This is a genomic window from Nocardia sputorum, assembly GCF_027924405.1.
Taxonomy (GTDB): Bacteria; Actinomycetota; Actinomycetes; order Mycobacteriales; family Mycobacteriaceae; genus Nocardia; species Nocardia sputorum.
Window position 1 is genome coordinate 2,650,360 of sequence record NZ_AP026978.1, and the last position, 16,708, is coordinate 2,667,067.

11 protein-coding genes and 1 pseudogene are annotated in these 16,708 nt (G+C 65.7%); 9 read left to right on the plus strand and 3 right to left on the minus strand.

The window, feature by feature from the left end; genetic code table 11:
* Positions 1-23 precede the first annotated feature (23 nt).
* The 3 genes from QMG86_RS12240 to QMG86_RS12250 all read left to right on the plus strand — a co-directional run bounded on the left by QMG86_RS12240 (position 24) and on the right by QMG86_RS12250 (position 4,437).
* A complete protein-coding gene (locus QMG86_RS12240; protein ID WP_281879581.1) occupies positions 24-1,469 on the plus strand; it encodes a M14 family zinc carboxypeptidase in 1,446 nt (481 codons plus the stop codon).
* Positions 1,470-1,861: 392 nt separating this feature from the next.
* A complete protein-coding gene (locus QMG86_RS12245) occupies positions 1,862-3,304 on the plus strand; it encodes an FAD-binding oxidoreductase (protein WP_281879582.1) in 1,443 nt (480 codons plus the stop codon).
* Positions 3,301-4,437, plus strand: coding sequence for an FAD-dependent monooxygenase (locus tag QMG86_RS12250; RefSeq protein ID WP_281879583.1), 1,137 nt, complete (start codon positions 3,301-3,303; stop codon positions 4,435-4,437). The genes QMG86_RS12245 and QMG86_RS12250 overlap by 4 nt, the downstream gene beginning before the upstream one ends.
* A gap of 49 nt (positions 4,438-4,486) precedes the next feature.
* On the opposite strand, the gene QMG86_RS12255 is transcribed toward QMG86_RS12250, so the two are convergent.
* Positions 4,487-7,465 carry a helix-turn-helix transcriptional regulator gene (locus QMG86_RS12255; protein WP_281879584.1) on the minus strand — a complete coding sequence of 993 codons (2,979 nt, stop codon included), beginning with the start codon at positions 7,463-7,465 and terminating at the stop codon, positions 4,487-4,489.
* A gap of 687 nt (positions 7,466-8,152) precedes the next feature.
* Between QMG86_RS12255 and QMG86_RS12260 the strand changes: the two genes are divergently transcribed.
* The 4 genes and pseudogenes from QMG86_RS12260 to QMG86_RS12275 form a co-directional block, all read left to right on the plus strand.
* A complete protein-coding gene (locus QMG86_RS12260) occupies positions 8,153-8,497 on the plus strand; it encodes a hypothetical protein (protein WP_281879585.1) in 345 nt (114 codons plus the stop codon).
* Between the two features lie 925 nt (positions 8,498-9,422).
* Positions 9,423-10,376, plus strand: a complete 954-nt coding sequence (locus tag QMG86_RS12265; RefSeq protein WP_281879586.1) for an ADP-ribosylglycohydrolase family protein — start codon at positions 9,423-9,425, stop codon at positions 10,374-10,376.
* 132 nt (positions 10,377-10,508) lie between these two features.
* Positions 10,509-11,141 carry a hypothetical protein gene (locus QMG86_RS12270; protein WP_281879587.1) on the plus strand — a complete coding sequence of 211 codons (633 nt, stop codon included), beginning with the start codon at positions 10,509-10,511 and terminating at the stop codon, positions 11,139-11,141.
* Positions 11,142-11,159: 18 nt separating this feature from the next.
* Positions 11,160-11,394, plus strand: a pseudogene (locus QMG86_RS12275) (protein kinase domain-containing protein); the annotation flags it as partial.
* A gap of 115 nt (positions 11,395-11,509) precedes the next feature.
* Here QMG86_RS12275 and QMG86_RS12280 read toward each other — a convergent pair.
* Complete coding sequence (locus QMG86_RS12280; protein ID WP_281879589.1) at positions 11,510-12,028, minus strand: choice-of-anchor K domain-containing protein; 519 nt, start codon at positions 12,026-12,028, stop codon at positions 11,510-11,512.
* An 837-nt stretch (positions 12,029-12,865) separates the two neighbouring features.
* Between QMG86_RS12280 and QMG86_RS12285 the strand changes: the two genes are divergently transcribed.
* Together QMG86_RS12285 and QMG86_RS12290 are read left to right on the plus strand one after the other, a co-directional pair.
* The gene (locus QMG86_RS12285; RefSeq protein WP_281879591.1) at positions 12,866-13,282 is read left to right on the plus strand and encodes a VOC family protein; all 417 of its coding nucleotides are present in this window, start codon (positions 12,866-12,868) and stop codon (positions 13,280-13,282) included.
* Between the two features lie 986 nt (positions 13,283-14,268).
* Positions 14,269-15,336 (plus strand): acyl-CoA dehydrogenase family protein, encoded by a 1,068-nt coding sequence (locus QMG86_RS12290; protein ID WP_281879593.1) that lies wholly within the window; start codon positions 14,269-14,271, stop codon positions 15,334-15,336.
* A gap of 106 nt (positions 15,337-15,442) precedes the next feature.
* Here the strand turns inward: QMG86_RS12290 and QMG86_RS12295 are convergent, their stop codons facing one another.
* Positions 15,443-16,510, minus strand: coding sequence for an IPT/TIG domain-containing protein (locus QMG86_RS12295; RefSeq protein ID WP_281879594.1), 1,068 nt, complete (start codon positions 16,508-16,510; stop codon positions 15,443-15,445).
* Positions 16,511-16,708: the final 198 nt, after the last annotated feature.

Genomic DNA, 16,708 nt, shown 5'->3' on the forward strand with positions numbered 1-16,708 from the left:
CGAATTATCGAAATGAGCTGCGCATGACCGAGATGGATCGTCGAACTCTGCTGGGCCTGGCCGCCGTGGCCTGCACCACCCTGACCGTCGGATGCGGCCGCGAAGACACACCTGACGCGACGGACGAGGTCGCCCGGATCGTCGGCCCGGTCGAGCCGCTGGACGCGTTCCCCACCGTGGACGAACTGAACGCCGAGATCGACCGCGTGGCGGCCGCCGCGCCGGATCGATTGCGGGTCATCGAGATCGGTCGCTCGCGCGCCGGCGATCCGATCCGTGCGGTGCAGGTGGGTACGGGCGAGCGGAACATCCTGGTGTTCGGCAGTCCGCACGCCAACGAGCCCATCGGCATGGCCACCATCGCGCACCTGGTCGGCAGACTCTCCGCCGATGAAACGCTCTCGGCTGGTGCCACTTGGCATTTCGTGCTGTGCATCGATCCCGACGGCACCCGACTGAACGAGGGTTGGTTCGCAGGTCCGCGCACCCGCACCGACGTCGCGCGCCACTTCTATCGGCCGACGGTCACCGAGCAGCCGGAGTGGGCCTTCCCGATCACCTGGCGCGGCACTCCGGTCGGCACGCCGATGCCGGAGACTCGCGCCCTGATGACACTGATCGACCGCACCCGCCCGGCGTTCATCGCCTCGCTGCACAACGCGGACTTCGGCGGTGGTTTCTTCTACACCTCCGGCGGCGACCAGTCCTACTGGTCGGCGCTGACCGACTCGCTCACCGCGGCCGACGTGCCGATCCACACCGGTGCACCGGACGCACCCGGAGGGCGGGCCTGGGCCCCCGGCGTTTTCGAGGTCCCCACCTTCGACCAGATGGCCACCGCGCTGACCGAGGCGGGCGTGGATCCGGTGGCGGCGCTCGGCGGCGGTGGCTCGCGGGACTACGCCGCGCCCTACGGCACCGCCGTGCTGGTGTGCGAGTTGCCGCTGTGGGTGGATCCCCGGATCGCAGACGAGACACCGAGCGCGCGCCCCCGCGGCGACGTCTTCGCCGCCACCGCAACGGCTTACCGCGAGCTCGCCGCCACCGTCCGCGAGTCGCTCGACCGAGTAGCTGATCGACTCGACGGCAGTACCGCGCTGGAGCGCTCAGTGCGCGCGACGCTGGCGGATCTGCCCGACATGGCGGCGGAGAAGGAGGCAGCGACCGAACCCGACCGTCCGGCGACGCTCGGCGAGATCTTCGTCGAGGACTACGTCTGGCTCGGCATGTTCCGACTTCGCATGGGCGGCATGATGTGCCGCGTGCTCGACGACCTCGCCACGCGTCGGCCGGACGACGCGCAGGTGGCGGCCGAGCGCGAGCGCTTCGGGGCGATCTTCGATGGATGGAGCGGCGAGATCGAGCGCCACGCGCCAGGACAGCCGGTGCCTCTGGAGCGACTGGTCGAGATCCAAGCGCGGGCCATCGTCACCGCGGCACTACGGTCGCAAGCGGGGCAGCCGATCTGAACGCGGCAGGCGGTGACGCCCGGGACAACACTTTCGTGACGAAGGTGGGACGCAGCATGTTGCTTCGGTCGGCCTGTCTGGCCCGTTGCTGATGTGAACCATGTCGGCGAATACAAGAATTCATGCGGCACGAACGCCATCTCGGTCGGCCTGTGCGGTCGGTCTGTTGACGAGGCGCTGATCAGCAGTGGGCCGGTTCGGCCGGAGCAGGACGGCGTCGGTGGCGTCGAAACCGCATGGTGTGCGACAGAACGGGCGCGGAGAGGCGGACGCGGCGAACGAAAGTGGGGATTTCCCTACTGCCCGTGCCTGCAACTGTGAGTCAAGACTCGGCTTCCACCGAATCTCGACATCGGCCGGGCACCCGCCCGGCTCGAGGACAGGCAGTAACGATGAGCGTTCACCGTGTCGAAACAGGCAGCTCCGCTGATCGACGAAATTCTCCCCAGGACATTCGATCACAGGATTTGGGGGCCCATCGAGCACGAGAGATCCGGGGTACGTGCCATCCGCTCGATACCGACGAAGTCCAACGGCTGGTGCTGCGGGCAGCGCGAGAGGGGGCACCGGTCTACTCGTTGAGCACCGGTCGGAACTGGGGCATGGGCTCACGTCATCCGGTGTTCGACGGCTGCACCATCCTGGATCTCAGCCGGATGACCACCATCCGGACTGCAGACCTGGACCGGGGCTACGCCGTGGTCGAACCGGGGGTAACCCAACGGCAGCTCGTGGAGTTGCTCGACGGTACACCGTGGATGCTGAACGTGACCTCGGGCTGTGCCGATGCCAGCCTCGTCGGCAACACGATCGAACGCGGCGACGGCACAATCCGGGCGCGGGTCGAGGACCTTTTGGGACTGGAAGTCGTGCTCGGCACCGGTGAGATCATGACCACCGGCGGTCTCGACCGTCACGGCGGCTGGTCCGGCACCGTAGCGGGACCCGACCTGACTCGGGCTTTCCTGCAAAGCAACCTGGGCGTGGTCACCGCGATGGCGATCGGTTTCGTTCCGCGCCCCGAGGCGGTCACCCTTGTCAACGCGACCTACGCCAAGACCGCTCTCGCGGAGGTCGTCGACACCGTGGTCCGGGTCGGCCGGACACGGGTGGCCACGCACGGCATGCTGCGGCTCAAAGAGCTCTTCGTGGTGCCCGCGGCGGGCCGCGCGGCAATTGCCGATACCGCCGACCCCGACCTCTTCACCGTCCAGGTACCCCTGCTCGGGTCTCGCGAGGCCGTCTGGATCGCCGAGAACGACATGCGCGACACGCTCGGCCGAGTGGACGGGCTCGTGTCGTACCGTTCCCTGGACACTGCGACCACGCCGATCACCGACCCGCTGTACCCGCGTACTTTGTTCGCCCGTGGGATCGCGTCCTGCCTGCACCTGCGGCAGTCCCTCGGAATCGACGAGTGCGCTCGGGCCGACGAGGCGCGGATCGGCTGGCTGACGTTCCTGCCAGTGGTTCCGCTCCAGCAGCATGCGTTGTGCAAGGCGGTCGAGCTCTTCGGGCTCGAGGCGGAACGCCACGGCGTCGCAGGCATGCTCGAGTTCAACGTGATCTCACCGCACACCACGAACATGGTTGCGCAAATCCCGTTCGTGCGGGAGCCAGAAGCGATGGAGCGGGCACACGCGCTCCGCCACGCGGTTCGCCGTGTGTTCCTGGAAGCGGGTTTCCCGCCCTACCGCTCCAACATCGACCAGATGCCATGGGAACTCGTCGATCGGTCGGGCACCTACCGAGATGTACCGCTCGAGGGACTCAAACGGCTCTTCGATCCCGCCGACATCATCTCGCCCGGCCGATACCTCGTGGTGAACCGATGAGCGCCACAAGGACGGCGCAAGCCACCGTGGACTTCGACTGTGTCATTCTGGGCGCTGGGATCGGCGGTGCCATGCTGGCCTTGCTGCTGGGACGCCAGGGCCGCCGGGTGCTGGTGGTCGACCCCGGACCCGGTGTGGCCACGCGCGGTGCGGAGATCCTCAAGCCCCGCGGCATCCGTGTGCTCGCCGAGCAGGGCTTGCTCGACACGCTGGCGAGTCGAGGCGCCTTGAAAAGGCACGTCATCGACTACCACCACGACGGTGAGTTGCTCTTCTCCTACGATTTCGCCGAGCACACCCAGCTCGGTCACTTCTTGATCGCCCCCTACAGCGAGATCGTGGGGACGATCGTTGCGGCATGCGCCGATCTGTCGCACGTGCACGTCCGATTCGGTTGTCGGATGGTCGATTTCGGGGTCGCTGATGCCCTGCTCACCAGCTGCACGCTGGACGACGGCACCGAGGTGCGGACTCGGGTGCTGGTGGATTCCGGTGGATCCGGCGCAGGGCTGCGTGAGTTCGTCGGCTCTGAACGGGATGACAACCGTTATCCCCACGCCCTGCGAATGAGCACGATTCCGATCACGGACAGCGTCGCCACGCGCAACCGGCTCTACTTCGATTCCCGCGGCTGGTTTGCCTACTTCTACCCAGTGAGTGCCGAGATGGCCAGGGTGTTCGTCGGAGTACCCCGGGAACTGGAGGAGCCGGTGTTCGACGAACACAGGATCGATCTGAAACGGCGGCTCAGTACCTTCGTCACCCAGAGCGACGACGCCCTCGCGCGGCTGGACGAGGACCGGTTCACGCCCGCCCCCGTGGCGGTTTTCACCAGCAAGCCCTACCATCGCGACAACGTCATTCTCCTGGGCAGCGTGGTGTTCTCTCCCCATCCGATGACCGGCCAGGGAATGAGCTACACCTTGGAAGACGCGACAGTGCTGGCGGAGATCCTGGCCCGGGCCTACGACGGCCGCGGCCGCCTGGAGCCGCTGCTCCAGCAACAGTACGAGATCCGCCGCTCTGGGCACAACGACCTGGTGGCGTACGGGGACGCTCTCGCTCGCTCCTACCATGACCGCGCCGCCTACCTGTCCGCCTTCCACGCCTTCCGGCACGGTGGAGACGGATGACGAGTGATCCATCGCATCGTCGCAGCGACCTGCCGTCAACGCTGTCGGGTCATTCGGCCGCGCGAGACGCGCTGTTCCGGTCACGGGCGGGCGGGGTTCGGTGGTGGTCTTGCTGAGCCGCGACCAGGGCGGCGAGTTCGGTTCGGGAGGAGACGCCCAGCTTGGCGAACAGGCGCGAGAGATGGGCTTCGATGGTCTTCTCGCTGACGTAGAGATCTTCCGAGATCTGGCGGTTGGTTCTCCCCAGGACGATGCGGTTGACGATCTCGGTCTGCCGCTCGGTGAGATCGCCGAATCCGATGTGGGTCGCACGAGATCGGCTTCGGTGGCCGGACGTGTGTCGCTCGCCCACCCGGCGCAGCGCCAGGCGCGCTTGCTCGGCCAGACGTGCGGCGTTCCGGCTGTCGAAGATCATGAGCGCGCTGTCGAACTCGCGTCTGGCGGCGGGCTTCGCGCCCAGTTCGGCCAGGGCATGACCGAGCAACAGGCGCGCCCGGGCGACTTCGAGCGAGCACCCGCTTCGTTGGTACTCGGCGACCGCTTGCTCGGCATGGTCGGCGGCAGCACGGATCTCGCCTCGCGCGAGCAGTACGCGGGCGCGGGTGCTGCGAGTGTGGCCGATTCGCATAGGCAGAAACGGCGACGCATCGGCGATGATCTCGATCCGACGAGTCGCGTGCTCCGCGGCGTCGATCCGACCGAGTGCCAGTTCGGCCTCGACGAGATACGGATGGAATTGCGGGATCAACGACGGGTAGATCTCGAATTGGCCCCCCGCGCCGAGGATCAGCCGACGGCCACGTCGATACCGTCCCGCCTGGATCAGCGCCATGCCGTATATCAGCGGGGGGTAGTAGGAGTATCGCCCTCTGGGCAATTGCTCGGTGATACGGACCGCGCCCGCACCGGCAGTGAACGCTTGGTCCGTGTGGCCCAGCAGGGACAAGATCCAGCAGCGCGTCGACTCGGCCATCGCCACCATCGGTGGGTTGTCGAGCATCAGCGCTACCTCGACGGCCTCGTCGGCCACCGCGAGCCCGCGCTCGAGCTGCCCCTGCATCAGCAGAGCCAATCCCTGCAAATGCAGGAAGTCGACCAGACGTCTGCCATGTCCGGTGCTGCGGCAGAGCCGGATTCCCCGAGTCGTGTACTCGACGGTCATCGCGAACCGCTCCAGGGAGATCGCGGAGATCACCACATCGACCAGTCCGTCGATCAACGCGAGGGGTATTTCCGCGTCGGTGAGCGTGTCGAGGGTGCGCACGGCTTCGTCGAGGTCGCGGCCCGCTTCCCGTAGCGTGTCGCCGAGTTGCGTCGTCTTCAGGAACGCGCTTGCCGCGGTACCCAGGAAGTCCATGCGGCGGTCGCCTTGCGCGCGCGCTGATCGCCGCACCTTCGCCGAGACGGCCACAGCCTGTGCCCAGTCCCGCAGCGCCAGGTGGGTTTTGGCGAGTTCGAGTTCGAGCGCGGCGGCCGCCACACCGTCGGGTCGGACGAGCGTGAGCGCTGTCGTCAACAGACGCCGACCCTCGACGGCGTTGCCGAGCCCCTGTTCGATCACGGCGAGCATGGCCATCAGGCGAGCGCGTTCGCCGGGTTCGGCGGGCGCGGTCAGTGCCAGAGTCCGGTTCAGCACTTCTCGGCTCTCCCGGAGCCGACCGCAGGCATTCAAGACCTCGGCCAGCGACATGGACAGGGCGAGTCGGCGATCGGCGGATTCCTCGTTCGGCAGCAGACGCAAGGCGGCCCGGAACCACCGGGCCGCGGCGACGGGGGCTCCTTGCGAGGCAGCTGTCCCCGCGTCGACCAGGACCGCGATGGCCTCCTCGTCTCCTGGCTCGCCACAGTGTTCGAGGTGGTGCGCTCGGATCGACAGGGTGGTGCTGCGGTTCGCGAGTGCCTTCGCTGCCCGCTTGTGCGCATTTCTGCGCCAGCCATATCCACTTCGTTCGTAGACTGCGCGGCGAATCAAGGGGTGGCGGAAGGTCAGGCGCCCGGGGGTTTCCGTTTCGCAGATCAATCCACTCGCGACCAGCTCGTCCACTGTCTGCCATATTTCGGTTTCGACCAGTTCGGCGATATCGCTCGCCAGCTCGAGATCGAATGGTTCGCCTGCTACCGCCGCGGCTTGCAGCAGGTTGCGCGCATGCATGGACAGTGCCTGTATTTCCTGCTCCAGGACATCATGAACGATCGTGGGGATATGGTACGAATCACCGGTGCTGGTCCGATGCCCGCCGAGAAGCCCGTCGAGGCGAATTCGCGCACGTGAAACTTCCTGTAAATAGAATGGATTACCACCACATTCGTGATAGAAGTCGGAAAGGTCGGCCGTGTCGACTCGGTCCGACAGCAGTTCGGCGGCTTCGGCAATCGACAACGGACCGAGTTCGACTGATGACATGGTGTTGTCGTACACGGCTCGAGCCAGCGCGTTCGTATGTGCGGTGGGGAGTTGCCGGGAGCGGTGGGCCAGCATCAACGCACACCGGGGCACGGGGTTCCGCAGTAGGTGTGCGATCACCTCGAGTGAGGCGTGGTCGACCCAGTGGACGTCGTCGAGAATCAACAACAGTGGGCGCCGAGCCGCCAGCCGTTGGAGTGCCACCCGTACACTGCGGTGACAGCGGTGCCGGTCTATTCGGGTGGATCGTGCCGGTGCCCGGCCCCACCGGTGCAGCGATGGGAGAATTCGACTCAGCTCCGACAGGCATTCCTCGCCGAGCGCCTTCAGGCTGGTTCGGGACAGTGATCCGAGCGGTTCGTCGAATGCGTCGATCACGACGGCGTAGGGAAATTCTCGCTCCAGTTCGGTGCCTCGCCCCTCCAGCACCTGGAAACCCTGGGCGAGTGCTTCCGTGCGGATCTCCTGGAGTAGGCGAGTCTTGCCGATACCCGGCTCTCCGGTAACGGCGATCGCGGATGCTCGTCCTTTCCGCGCGGCAGCGAGGGCCCGGGTCAGCTCGCGCATCTCCGCGACCCGTCCGACCAGCGGCCGGGCCACTTCGCCCGCCGAGACCCCTGACACGTCACCTCCAGGCACAGAACGCCGGGATTCGCGGGGTATTTGCGAAATCTCCGGGCTGCATACTAGCCAGCTTCGGCATCGGTGTCTTGCCGATCGCGTCCTTCGTCGCCGCGACCACCATCTCACCGCGGTCGACGCGGTCACCACCACCTCGCCGTGCCTCGTCCGGCGCCATCGCTGTCGGTGTCGTATGTCGAGCGATTCGGTCGGCGCCCTGGTCTGTCGTCGTCCCGGAATAGCGGTAATGGGGCTGGCGGCCTGCAGCGTGTAATCGGGTTGAGGTGACGACAGGTTGGGGCTGCACATGATTACAGGCGAGATCACCAGTATCTCGATGCCGAGAAAGGCGCGCCCCGACCGGCCGCTCGACCCGCCGTCCTCGGGCGGCGGTCGATGTCACGCTAAGCGGACAGGGCGAATCCTGTTGTTGTGCCGGTGAATTCATGTCGGCCGCGATTGACGATGGCGGCCCCGGCTACGCTCGGTGTGTTGCCCCGGGTGGAGTTGAAGCGATTCTGCCGTTAGGGAACGTGATGCCTCGAACTCCGTGGGTGACGAGACAAGGAATCGGCCAGGTCGGAGCGCGGGTTCGGTAAAGATCATCCGCGCAGGGTGAGTCGACGCGTGGCCTGCAATTGCGAGCCTTGATGCGGCAAGACGAAACGCATCTGCGCAAGGAGGATCTCCATGACCGACACGACCAAGATGCAGACCGAGAAGGAGACCAAGCCGTCGTCTGCCAGGGCCCAGAAGGCTGATGGGCGCAGCTGGTCGGGCTGGTACAAGCTGTACAACGACACCGACTACCACGTCTCGATCGTCCGTCGGAACGACGACTGGACGGTTATGGAACAGTTCGTGTTGGCCCCCGGCGCCACCAGCGCCCAGTACGAGGACGCGGCCGTCGTGCGCCTTCGGTGGGCCGAGTCCGGCGCGGCGACGATGATCACCTGGGATCCGGACATGTCCATCCACTACAACGCCGGTGGCACCATGACCCCGAACCAAGTGAACAACGTGAGTTCCCTCTAGGCAGAGGGCTTGAATCGATGTGGCACAGCACCGGCTTGGCGCGTGCTGTGCCACATCGATTTTGTGAGGCCAACACGGCGAACGACGCCGGCGCCGTGGCTGAGGACTACTTCTGGTCAATTCCCACCGACGAGCTGTACGGCAATTACGACCAGCCGAAAAGTCTGACGCTCGGTCAAGTTTCCGATTCCTGGCGGTGCGGGATCTGCTCGCCGGTGACGAGCACGCGCCGGGATACCACCTCGTGTGGCTCGCCGACGTTCTACGGGCCGTCGGCCATACCTATCCCGGATAGTCGGCACGTGTAGGAACGATGTCCGTCCGCCCCTGACAGCCGCCCCGCCGAGGCACATCACCCTGATAGGGCATGGTTGCGGGGCGTGTGGTGGGGTCGAGTGGGATGAATTGCTCGATGGATCCCCAGTCTCTGTCCCCGGGGTATCGGCTCCGCGCCGGCAGGCAGCGACACCGCAGGGTTCAGCCCGAACGGCGTGGCGCGGTACTCACCTTCGACGAGGTCGAGTCCACCACCGGCCGAGCCGATCGGTCACCGGCAGCACTCCCGTGCTCATTCTTCCGGCGCGATCGCCCGCGCACGACCTGTAGGGCGAGGGGGGTTCACCTGTCGGGCTGTTCGCTCGAGGAGCGGGCGCCGAGGCCGGCGCGGTCGGTGGCGCGGGCGCGGCCGCGGGGAACGGGAGGGTGATGGGGTCGCCGGGGCGGTGGGCCTCGATGAGTGCGAAGTGTGGTGTGAGGCCGGTGATGCGGGCTTGGCTGTCGGGGGTGCCCAGCGCCTGCATCACCGAGGACGGCGGGTATCGGCGATGCCAGATGTGCGCGCGCATCGCCGCGACCCACGCAGCCTCGCCACGCGGTGAGCCCCAGGTCGCGTGGTTCGTCCTGGTCTGGCAGCATGGTTGCCGATATGCCACTGGTTTCCGATGTCGCTCGTGACAGTCTCGAGGGCTTGTCCGTCGGTGATGCGCTGGGTGCTCAATTCTTCGTGCCGGGCCGTTCGCTACCTGATCTTCTCGCCGGCCGACCGCCGGCGGCGCCGTGGGAATGGACCGACGACACGGAGATGGCCTGCTCGGTGTATGTGCAGATCCGCGGCTGCGGCCGGATCGACCGTGACGGGCTGGCGGCAGCCTTCGCCGACCGTTGCGAGCCCTACCGGGGCTACAGTGGCGGCACAGTCGCTGTGCTGCATGAGATTCGCGACGGACGGCCTTGGGCCGACGCGGCGGGCGCCCTCTTCGACGGGCGTGGCTCCTGGGGCAACGGTGCTGCGATGAGGGTCGCTCCGCTCGGAGCGTATTTCGCCGGGAATCTGGACCGTGCGGCGGCCCAAGCCGCATTGTCGGCCGAGGTGACGCATCGGCATCCGGAAGCCATTGTGGGCGCCATGGCGGTTGCCGTCGCGGCCGGGCACGCCGCGGCCACGCGCGGAAGAGATTGCGCGCCTGAGGAATTACTGGCCGTCGTGGAGCCGTACCTGGTCGAGGGCCGGACCGCCAGTGGCGTCCGCCGGGCACGGCGGTTGTTGGGGCGCTCGGTGGCCGAAGCGGCATATGAACTCGGTAACGGTGCGCAAGTCAGCGCCCACGACACAGTGCCGTTCACGCTGTGGGTCGCCGCGACCTTTTTCGACGACTATCCCGCCGCTGTTACCGCATGTGTCGAGGCCGGTGGTGATGCGGACACCACGGCCGCGATCGTCGGCGGGATCGTGGCAGCGCGCACGGGCATCGGCACGCGAAGCGGCGTACGCGGAATACCCCCGCAGTGGTTATCGGCGCGAGAGCCACTGCCTGCCTGGGCGACGGATGGCGACGCTCGGCAAAAGGTCGACGACAGGCACGGCTCGAACGTTCGGTGATGCCGCGATCGGGTGATGAATAGCTCGCCGATCGCGGTCATCATATGGCCACCACGGCTACATGTTCACGGATCAGTTCTCTGGTGGGCCGAGCCGTACGCCGGTGTGACCGGCTTCGATGAGCGGGACTGCTTGGCGATGGTGGCCGATCTTCTCCCCTCCTACGAGGAGTTGCCGCCTGTGCGTCGGATCACGGCCGACATCTCACTGGCCCAGGAACTTCCGGTGAACCCGCTGGCGCTCGGAGTTTCGGTGTGGCGAGGCGTCTGGTACCCGCCGGTGAATCTCGAGATCGGGCCGACGTGGCACCCCAGTGGCGTCGGCCGAGCTATCAACCCTTCCTATGAGCCGACGACGGCCAGTGAGCTCCTGCACACGAACACTAGGTGGTGGGACGAAATCCCACACATCAATCGCCTGCTGTTTCCGCTCGTGATCATGCACTCCGCGGGCTTGGCCGACCAGATGCGGACCCTTGCCCCGACAGAACGCGAACACGTCGCCACGAATTCGGCCTACGGGGACATGGTGCGCGAAGCGCTCGACTACATGATCGCGCGGCACCCGACGCCGAACGAATGGTTCGACCCGACGCAATCTCGATTTTTCGACCAACAGGAATTGGACGAGTATCTGCGGGCCTTCCGAGACTATCTGTTCGGAAATCGGCCGGAGCCCATCTACCCACCCACCCGCAATCGGCCGTTATCGGATGGGGAGCCCGGCGGTGGAGCGAGAGACTCCGGCGGACAGAACGTCCTGTAAGCCGTACGGCGCGCGGCATTGCCGTATTACCCGTGGGATTCGTTGGATGCGTGGATTCGCAAGAATGGTCCGCTGCCGGTGGGTGGGCGTGTTGGACATCGGGGTGAAGATCGCGGGTGCCTTGGCCGCCGCGCATCGGCTCGATATCGTGCATCGGGACGTGAAGCCGGGCAATATCCTGCTGACCGAGTACGGTGAGCCGGCGCTGGCTGAGTTCGGTATCGCTCACATCGGCGGTGGATTCCGGAATTCTCGCGCTCAGATAGCGGCCTGGGTCGTCGGTGAAGCCGAACACCGCAATTCTGGATGACCTGGGGCTGTGCAGTCACCTGACTGCACAGTCCGGGCATTGGAGCGCGTCTCCCGGTTCAGGAACCCGGCTCATCCTGAGGTTCGAACTTGGCAACGAGCCAGACACGCTTGATCTCCCCTTCGGGGTTTTCGAAGTACGGCTTCACCTCGTCCTTGTCATCCAGGAAACCGCTGATGGTCACCCGGTATTCGGTGCCGTCGACGCGCACGATGTCGTTCTCGTGGACGACCGGCGGTCGCACCACATCGGGGACATCGCCCGGCTGGTTGGGCGTCTCGTCGTGACGGAAACGCAGGGTGAACGTGTGGTCGAATCCTTCGTCGTGGAAGTCGACCGTCACCTTCAGGAACACCGAGAACTGGTTGTGCGGCAGATGAATTCGACGGTTGTAGTGCGCGAAGATGCCGAGCCTGAAGTTCTGGCCGTCGAGGCGCGCGTCGACACCGGTGAGGCCGGTGAAGTCGTATCCGCTCTTCTCCTCGTCCTGGCCGCTGCCCCATCTGATACTCGATTTGACGCCCGTACTCGACCTGACGCCGGGCTGCCGTAAACCCTCGAACTGCGACTCGTCCACGCTGACGCGCGTCCAAACGCCCCTTGTGTCAATTTTTCCCATGGCGGATGTGCCCCCTTGTTTCCGGATCGACCGACGAACTGCCTATCTACCGCGAGACTCATCATCCCCCACAGTGGGGCAACTTGTCCTCGAAATCGATTGTGCAACAACGACGTTCCGCTCAATTCACTGCCCTGCAGCGGAATGTTCACCCGCGCCGCATCGTCGGGTGTGACCGCAGCGCCCCTCGAAGCTCACCACCAGGCCGGAGGCGCGGTTGACGATTGCCTCGAGCGCGATTCGCATGTCGAGGAGGTGATTTCGATGTCTTTCGAGGGCGTCGGCGTATTGGCGGGGCAGGGGCGCGGTTTCGAAGGCGCAGGTCCCCGGGCGACTGCCGAAAGCGTTGAGCGACGTGGCAGTAACCCCGGGCGCTGTGAGGGCGGCTGAGCTAGTTGTACTCGCTCGGTCTCCGCGCTGGACGGTCCGGAGGTCGGGGTCACCAGGATCTGAGCGGTGTGTGCTGCCCGGCGGCACCCGGGAGGCGATCCGTCGCAAGCACGAGAAGTACGTCCTGAAGTTGGCGGGCCGCAAGGGATTGCGCGGCGCGGAAGACCGGGCTCCCGAACTTCAGTCCGTTGTCCGTGCCGCATTGGAGAAAGAGTTCGCCGTCCTCTTCGCGGGGCGGGACCGCGACCGCGGGCGAACCTTGTGGGGCGCGCCCGCACGGCATTGCGACTGTAGTCTCGCAGCCCGGCCCGATCCTCGTCGGTGCCCGGCGCCGATATCCTCACCGGCAAGACTTCGCGGTCCTGTCGCCGGGGCGGAGCTGGTTGATCTGACAGGATCTCAATCATGCCGATTTCCACCAGTTCGTTCGACCATGTCCGCTTGACAGTGACCGACATCGCCAGATCCAGGGCCTTCTATGACGCCGTCTTCGGATGGCCGATCGCTTGGGAGTGCCCTGCGGACGCGGACGAAGCCACCCGTGCGCGGTTCGGGTTCCTCTTCGGCGGTGTGATCTACCAGATGGGTGATGCACTGCTCGGACTCCGCCCTGTCGCCGGCGACGAGTTCGACGAAGATCGAGTAGGACTGGACCACCTCGCCTTCGCCCTGGCCACCCGGTCTGATCTCGATTCGGCGGCTGCCTTGCTCGACGAACTCGGTATCGCGCACGCGGGGGTGAAAGACCTCGGTCCTATGTACATTCTCGAATTCCGCGATCCGGACAACATCGCGCTGGAATTGGTCGTACGCAAGCAGTAACGGCCCTCGATCTCGCAGTCGGGGTGTGCGGACGGCGCAGGCGTTTATACGGCTCCGGATCGGTCACGCTGTCGTAGGAGTGCACCGTGCGTGCATGACCAGGCTGGCGTGGCCACCGCGCAAGCGCGCTGGGGCCGGACGGGTCAAACGTCTTCTTGCGGCGTCGCCCGGGTGGCGCGGGCTGTTCGGAGGAGGACTCGAATCTGCGCTGCGCGCGCTCGATGAATCATGCCAGGCCGTATTCGAACGTGTGCTCGCCGTGGGCGCCGTGGATGTGAGAACGCATGGTGACCAGATCGCACAGCGCGGGATTGTCCCGGAACAATCGCCACATCGTGCGGAGCGCTGGCGCAGCGCTTCGGCCCACCCCGCCTCCGAATGTTGGGGTCTGCCGGGGCGGGTGCGGGCCACGCTGATGCCGTCCAGCGGTGGCAGTATCTGTTGCCCGCAAGGTGCCCGAAGCGTGCAGGACGCTGGCCGACGGGTAGCGGCGATGCCCGAGATCCGACTGCATCACGGTGATGAGACCAGCCGCCCCGTGGTGTCGCACGGTGGCGGTGTCGTTCCGGTCGTGCTGCTGTGGTGGTCAGTGCTCTTGGTTCCTCATCGAGGGTGCATCTGGTTATTTGCCGAACTGGACGCTTGGGGAGATTGAAAAGTGGTCCGACTGTGGATGGGACCGTTGATTCCGCGAGCGATCACCCGTGCGGCGGACTGGCCGGGCGTACCGCTGGGATTCGCACGCCACGCCGAATCCGTTGACGGTCGTTGAGTTCGTTTGCCGACTGGGCGCGGCATAATCAATCGACACGTTGTGGGAGAAAACCGGCCGACCGACTGTTACCCGGGGCGGCTGACGCTCCGGTTTGCGACCAGTTGATACACGTTTCGACGACATAGGGGCCGAGCAGTTTGCTGTTATCGGCGGCCTGGCGGGCGGATCCACCGAACGATGACTCGAACCGCGCCGATCGATGATGAGAGGAGTGATTTTGGGTTTCACCGGAGTCGACAGTGAGGATGTTGTCGCCGAAGCTGTCGTGAGCGTGCTCGAACGCGAGAATGCGCGTGATTTCACGCTGTGGCCGCAACTTGCCGAGTCCGGCTTACTCTCGCTCCCATTGCCCAAGCGCTGCGGCGAGGATACGGGCCTGCTCGAGGTATCGGCTATGCTCACCGAGCTGGCCACCGACGCTGTGGAGGTGCCGGCGTTGGCGACATTCGGCTTCGGAGTACTACCGCTGGCAGAAGCCGCTCCGAAAAGTGTGACGCAGAGAATTTTCCCTGCTGTAGCGCAGGGCGCGATACTTACCGCCGCGCTCAATGAGCCCGGCGCACCGTTCGTGGCGACTCCGAGGACAGTGGCGGTCGTCGAGGGTGGGTCGGTGCGGATCACTGGTCAGAAGGTGTGTGTCCCGTATGCCGGGTCTGCACGCTGGATTCTGGTGCCTACGGATTGCGGAGTCGCCGTCGTCGATTCCTGCGCTCCTGGCGTCAGGTGTGTTCGAAGCCCCGGTGTGAGTAGTGCACCGGAGTATTCGGTGTACTTCGAGCAGGCTGAGATCCCGGTGGAACAATTGTTGATCGACGGCGCTGCGCCACTGCAGCGGCTGGCGCTGGCGACAATCGGTTCCGTCGCCAACGGGCTGCTCCAAGGACTGCTGAGGTTGCTCACCGAACACATCCGTATCCATCGACGGTTCGGGCTGGCGCCCGCCGAGGTCAATGCGGCGAGACGAGAGTTCGAAGAGGTCCATGACGTGTCGCGGCTGTTGCACACAGCATCGCGGTCGGCGAATCAATTGCTGTCGCATCGACGCGACCATCTCGAGTATGACGAACGGGTCCGCGACGAACTCGGTACGCTCGCTCACTGGATCACTGCGCAGCTGCCCGCGGCTATGCGCAAATGTCACCGGCTGCACGGCGGTCCCATTACCGCGGAGCCGTTCCGCCGCTACCACGCACAGGCCGAGGACCTGGTGCGCTGGCTCGGTGATGACTCGTTCCCGATGTTCTCTGCCCTGGAGAAGGCCGAGCCCTCCCGGGCTTGAACCAGCCGCCAGCGCGGAAACGGGAAATCTCATCCGCGGCATCGACACTCCCGTCGCGGGCCGGGCCGCCGGCAACAACGTGCCGGCGGCCCAGCCGAATCACCTGTCAGACGTAGGTGTAGCTGACGCCGTTACTGGTTCCGCCCGCGGTGATGACGGTGATATCCACCGTCCCCGTCCCCGTCCCGGGAACGGCGATCGCGGTGATCTGTGTATCGGAATCCACGGTGAAGTCGGACGCCACGATGCCGAATCTGACCGATGCGCCGGTAGCGAGACCTGTCCCCGTGAGGACGACCGTGTTCCCGCCTGCTTCCGGCCCCGACGTCGGGTTGGCCGACGTCAGAGAGGGAACCGGAACATAGGTGTAGGGCACACCGTTGCTGGTACCACTCGGGCCGGTGGCGGTGACCTGCACGGTGCCCGTCCCGGCAGGGGTGAAAACGGCGATCTCCGTGTCGGAGTTGACGGTGAACGACGTCGCCGGCGTACTACCGAACGTGACCGCGGTGACTCCGGTCAGGCCGCTCCCGTTGAGGTAGACGAGGTGTCCGCCTGCTTCGGGCCCCTGGAATTGGAAGATCGACGCCAGCGCCGGGACATAGGCGTAGGAGACGCCGTTGCTGGTACCACCCACAGCGGTGACCGTGACCTGCACGGTGCCCGTTCCCGCGGGGGCAACGGCCGTGATCTGCGTATCGGAATCGACGGTGAACGACGTCGCCGCCGTACCTCCGAACGAGACCGCACTGGCAGCGGACAGATTCGTACCGGTGAGAGTGACCGTGGTCCCCCCTGCGGCCGATCCCGAACTCGGGGTGACCGCGGTGAGAGTGGGAGCCGCGGCACAGCTGCAAGGAATACAGTTACCCGTCTTCGTGATGGTGAACTGCAGCGTCCCGGTCACGGTGATGGTCGTGGTACCGGCGGATGGTGAATACGTATAGGAGACACCATTACTGGTTCCACCAGCGCCGGTGACGGTGACCTGCACGGTGCCCGTCCCCGCGGGAGCGGTGGCGGTGATCTGGGCGGGGGAATCGATGGTGAAGGCGGCTGAGGTGGTACCGAATTGCACGCTTGTGGTATCGGCGAAGCCGGTACCGGTGATCGTGACGCCGGTACCCCCCGTCGTGGGGCCGGACGTCGGGACGAGGGAGGTGATGGTAGGCATGGCGCTGCCCCTTTATTGCTGAAGTGGTTCCTCGGCACCGTGTGGTGCTCGGTTGTATCGGCGGCCCGCCTTGCCATTAACGCCCCTGCACCGGTTGCCGAGCAATGCATCTTCAATCCGGTTTGGTCCGTTTCCAATTCGCTTTTCGCGCGGCAGCCGCTACCTTGTCGAGCATTGCCCCCCGAAGGGGCGCGGATA

Excerpts from the sequence above, each read along its gene's own strand:
- QMG86_RS12260 (WP_281879585.1), top strand. The coding sequence starts at position 8,153 with ATGACCGACACGACCAAGATGCAGACCGAGAAGGAGACCAAGCCGTCG.
- QMG86_RS12245 (WP_281879582.1), top strand. The coding sequence starts at position 1,862 with ATGAGCGTTCACCGTGTCGAAACAGGCAGCTCCGCTGATCGACGAAAT.
- QMG86_RS12240 (WP_281879581.1), top strand. The coding sequence starts at position 24 with ATGACCGAGATGGATCGTCGAACTCTGCTGGGCCTGGCCGCCGTGGCC.
- QMG86_RS12295 (WP_281879594.1), bottom strand. The coding sequence starts at position 16,510 with ATGCCTACCATCACCTCCCTCGTCCCGACGTCCGGCCCCACGACGGGG.
- QMG86_RS12250 (WP_281879583.1), top strand. The coding sequence starts at position 3,301 with ATGAGCGCCACAAGGACGGCGCAAGCCACCGTGGACTTCGACTGTGTC.
- QMG86_RS12265 (WP_281879586.1), top strand. The coding sequence starts at position 9,423 with ATGCCACTGGTTTCCGATGTCGCTCGTGACAGTCTCGAGGGCTTGTCC.
- QMG86_RS12285 (WP_281879591.1), top strand. The coding sequence starts at position 12,866 with ATGCCGATTTCCACCAGTTCGTTCGACCATGTCCGCTTGACAGTGACC.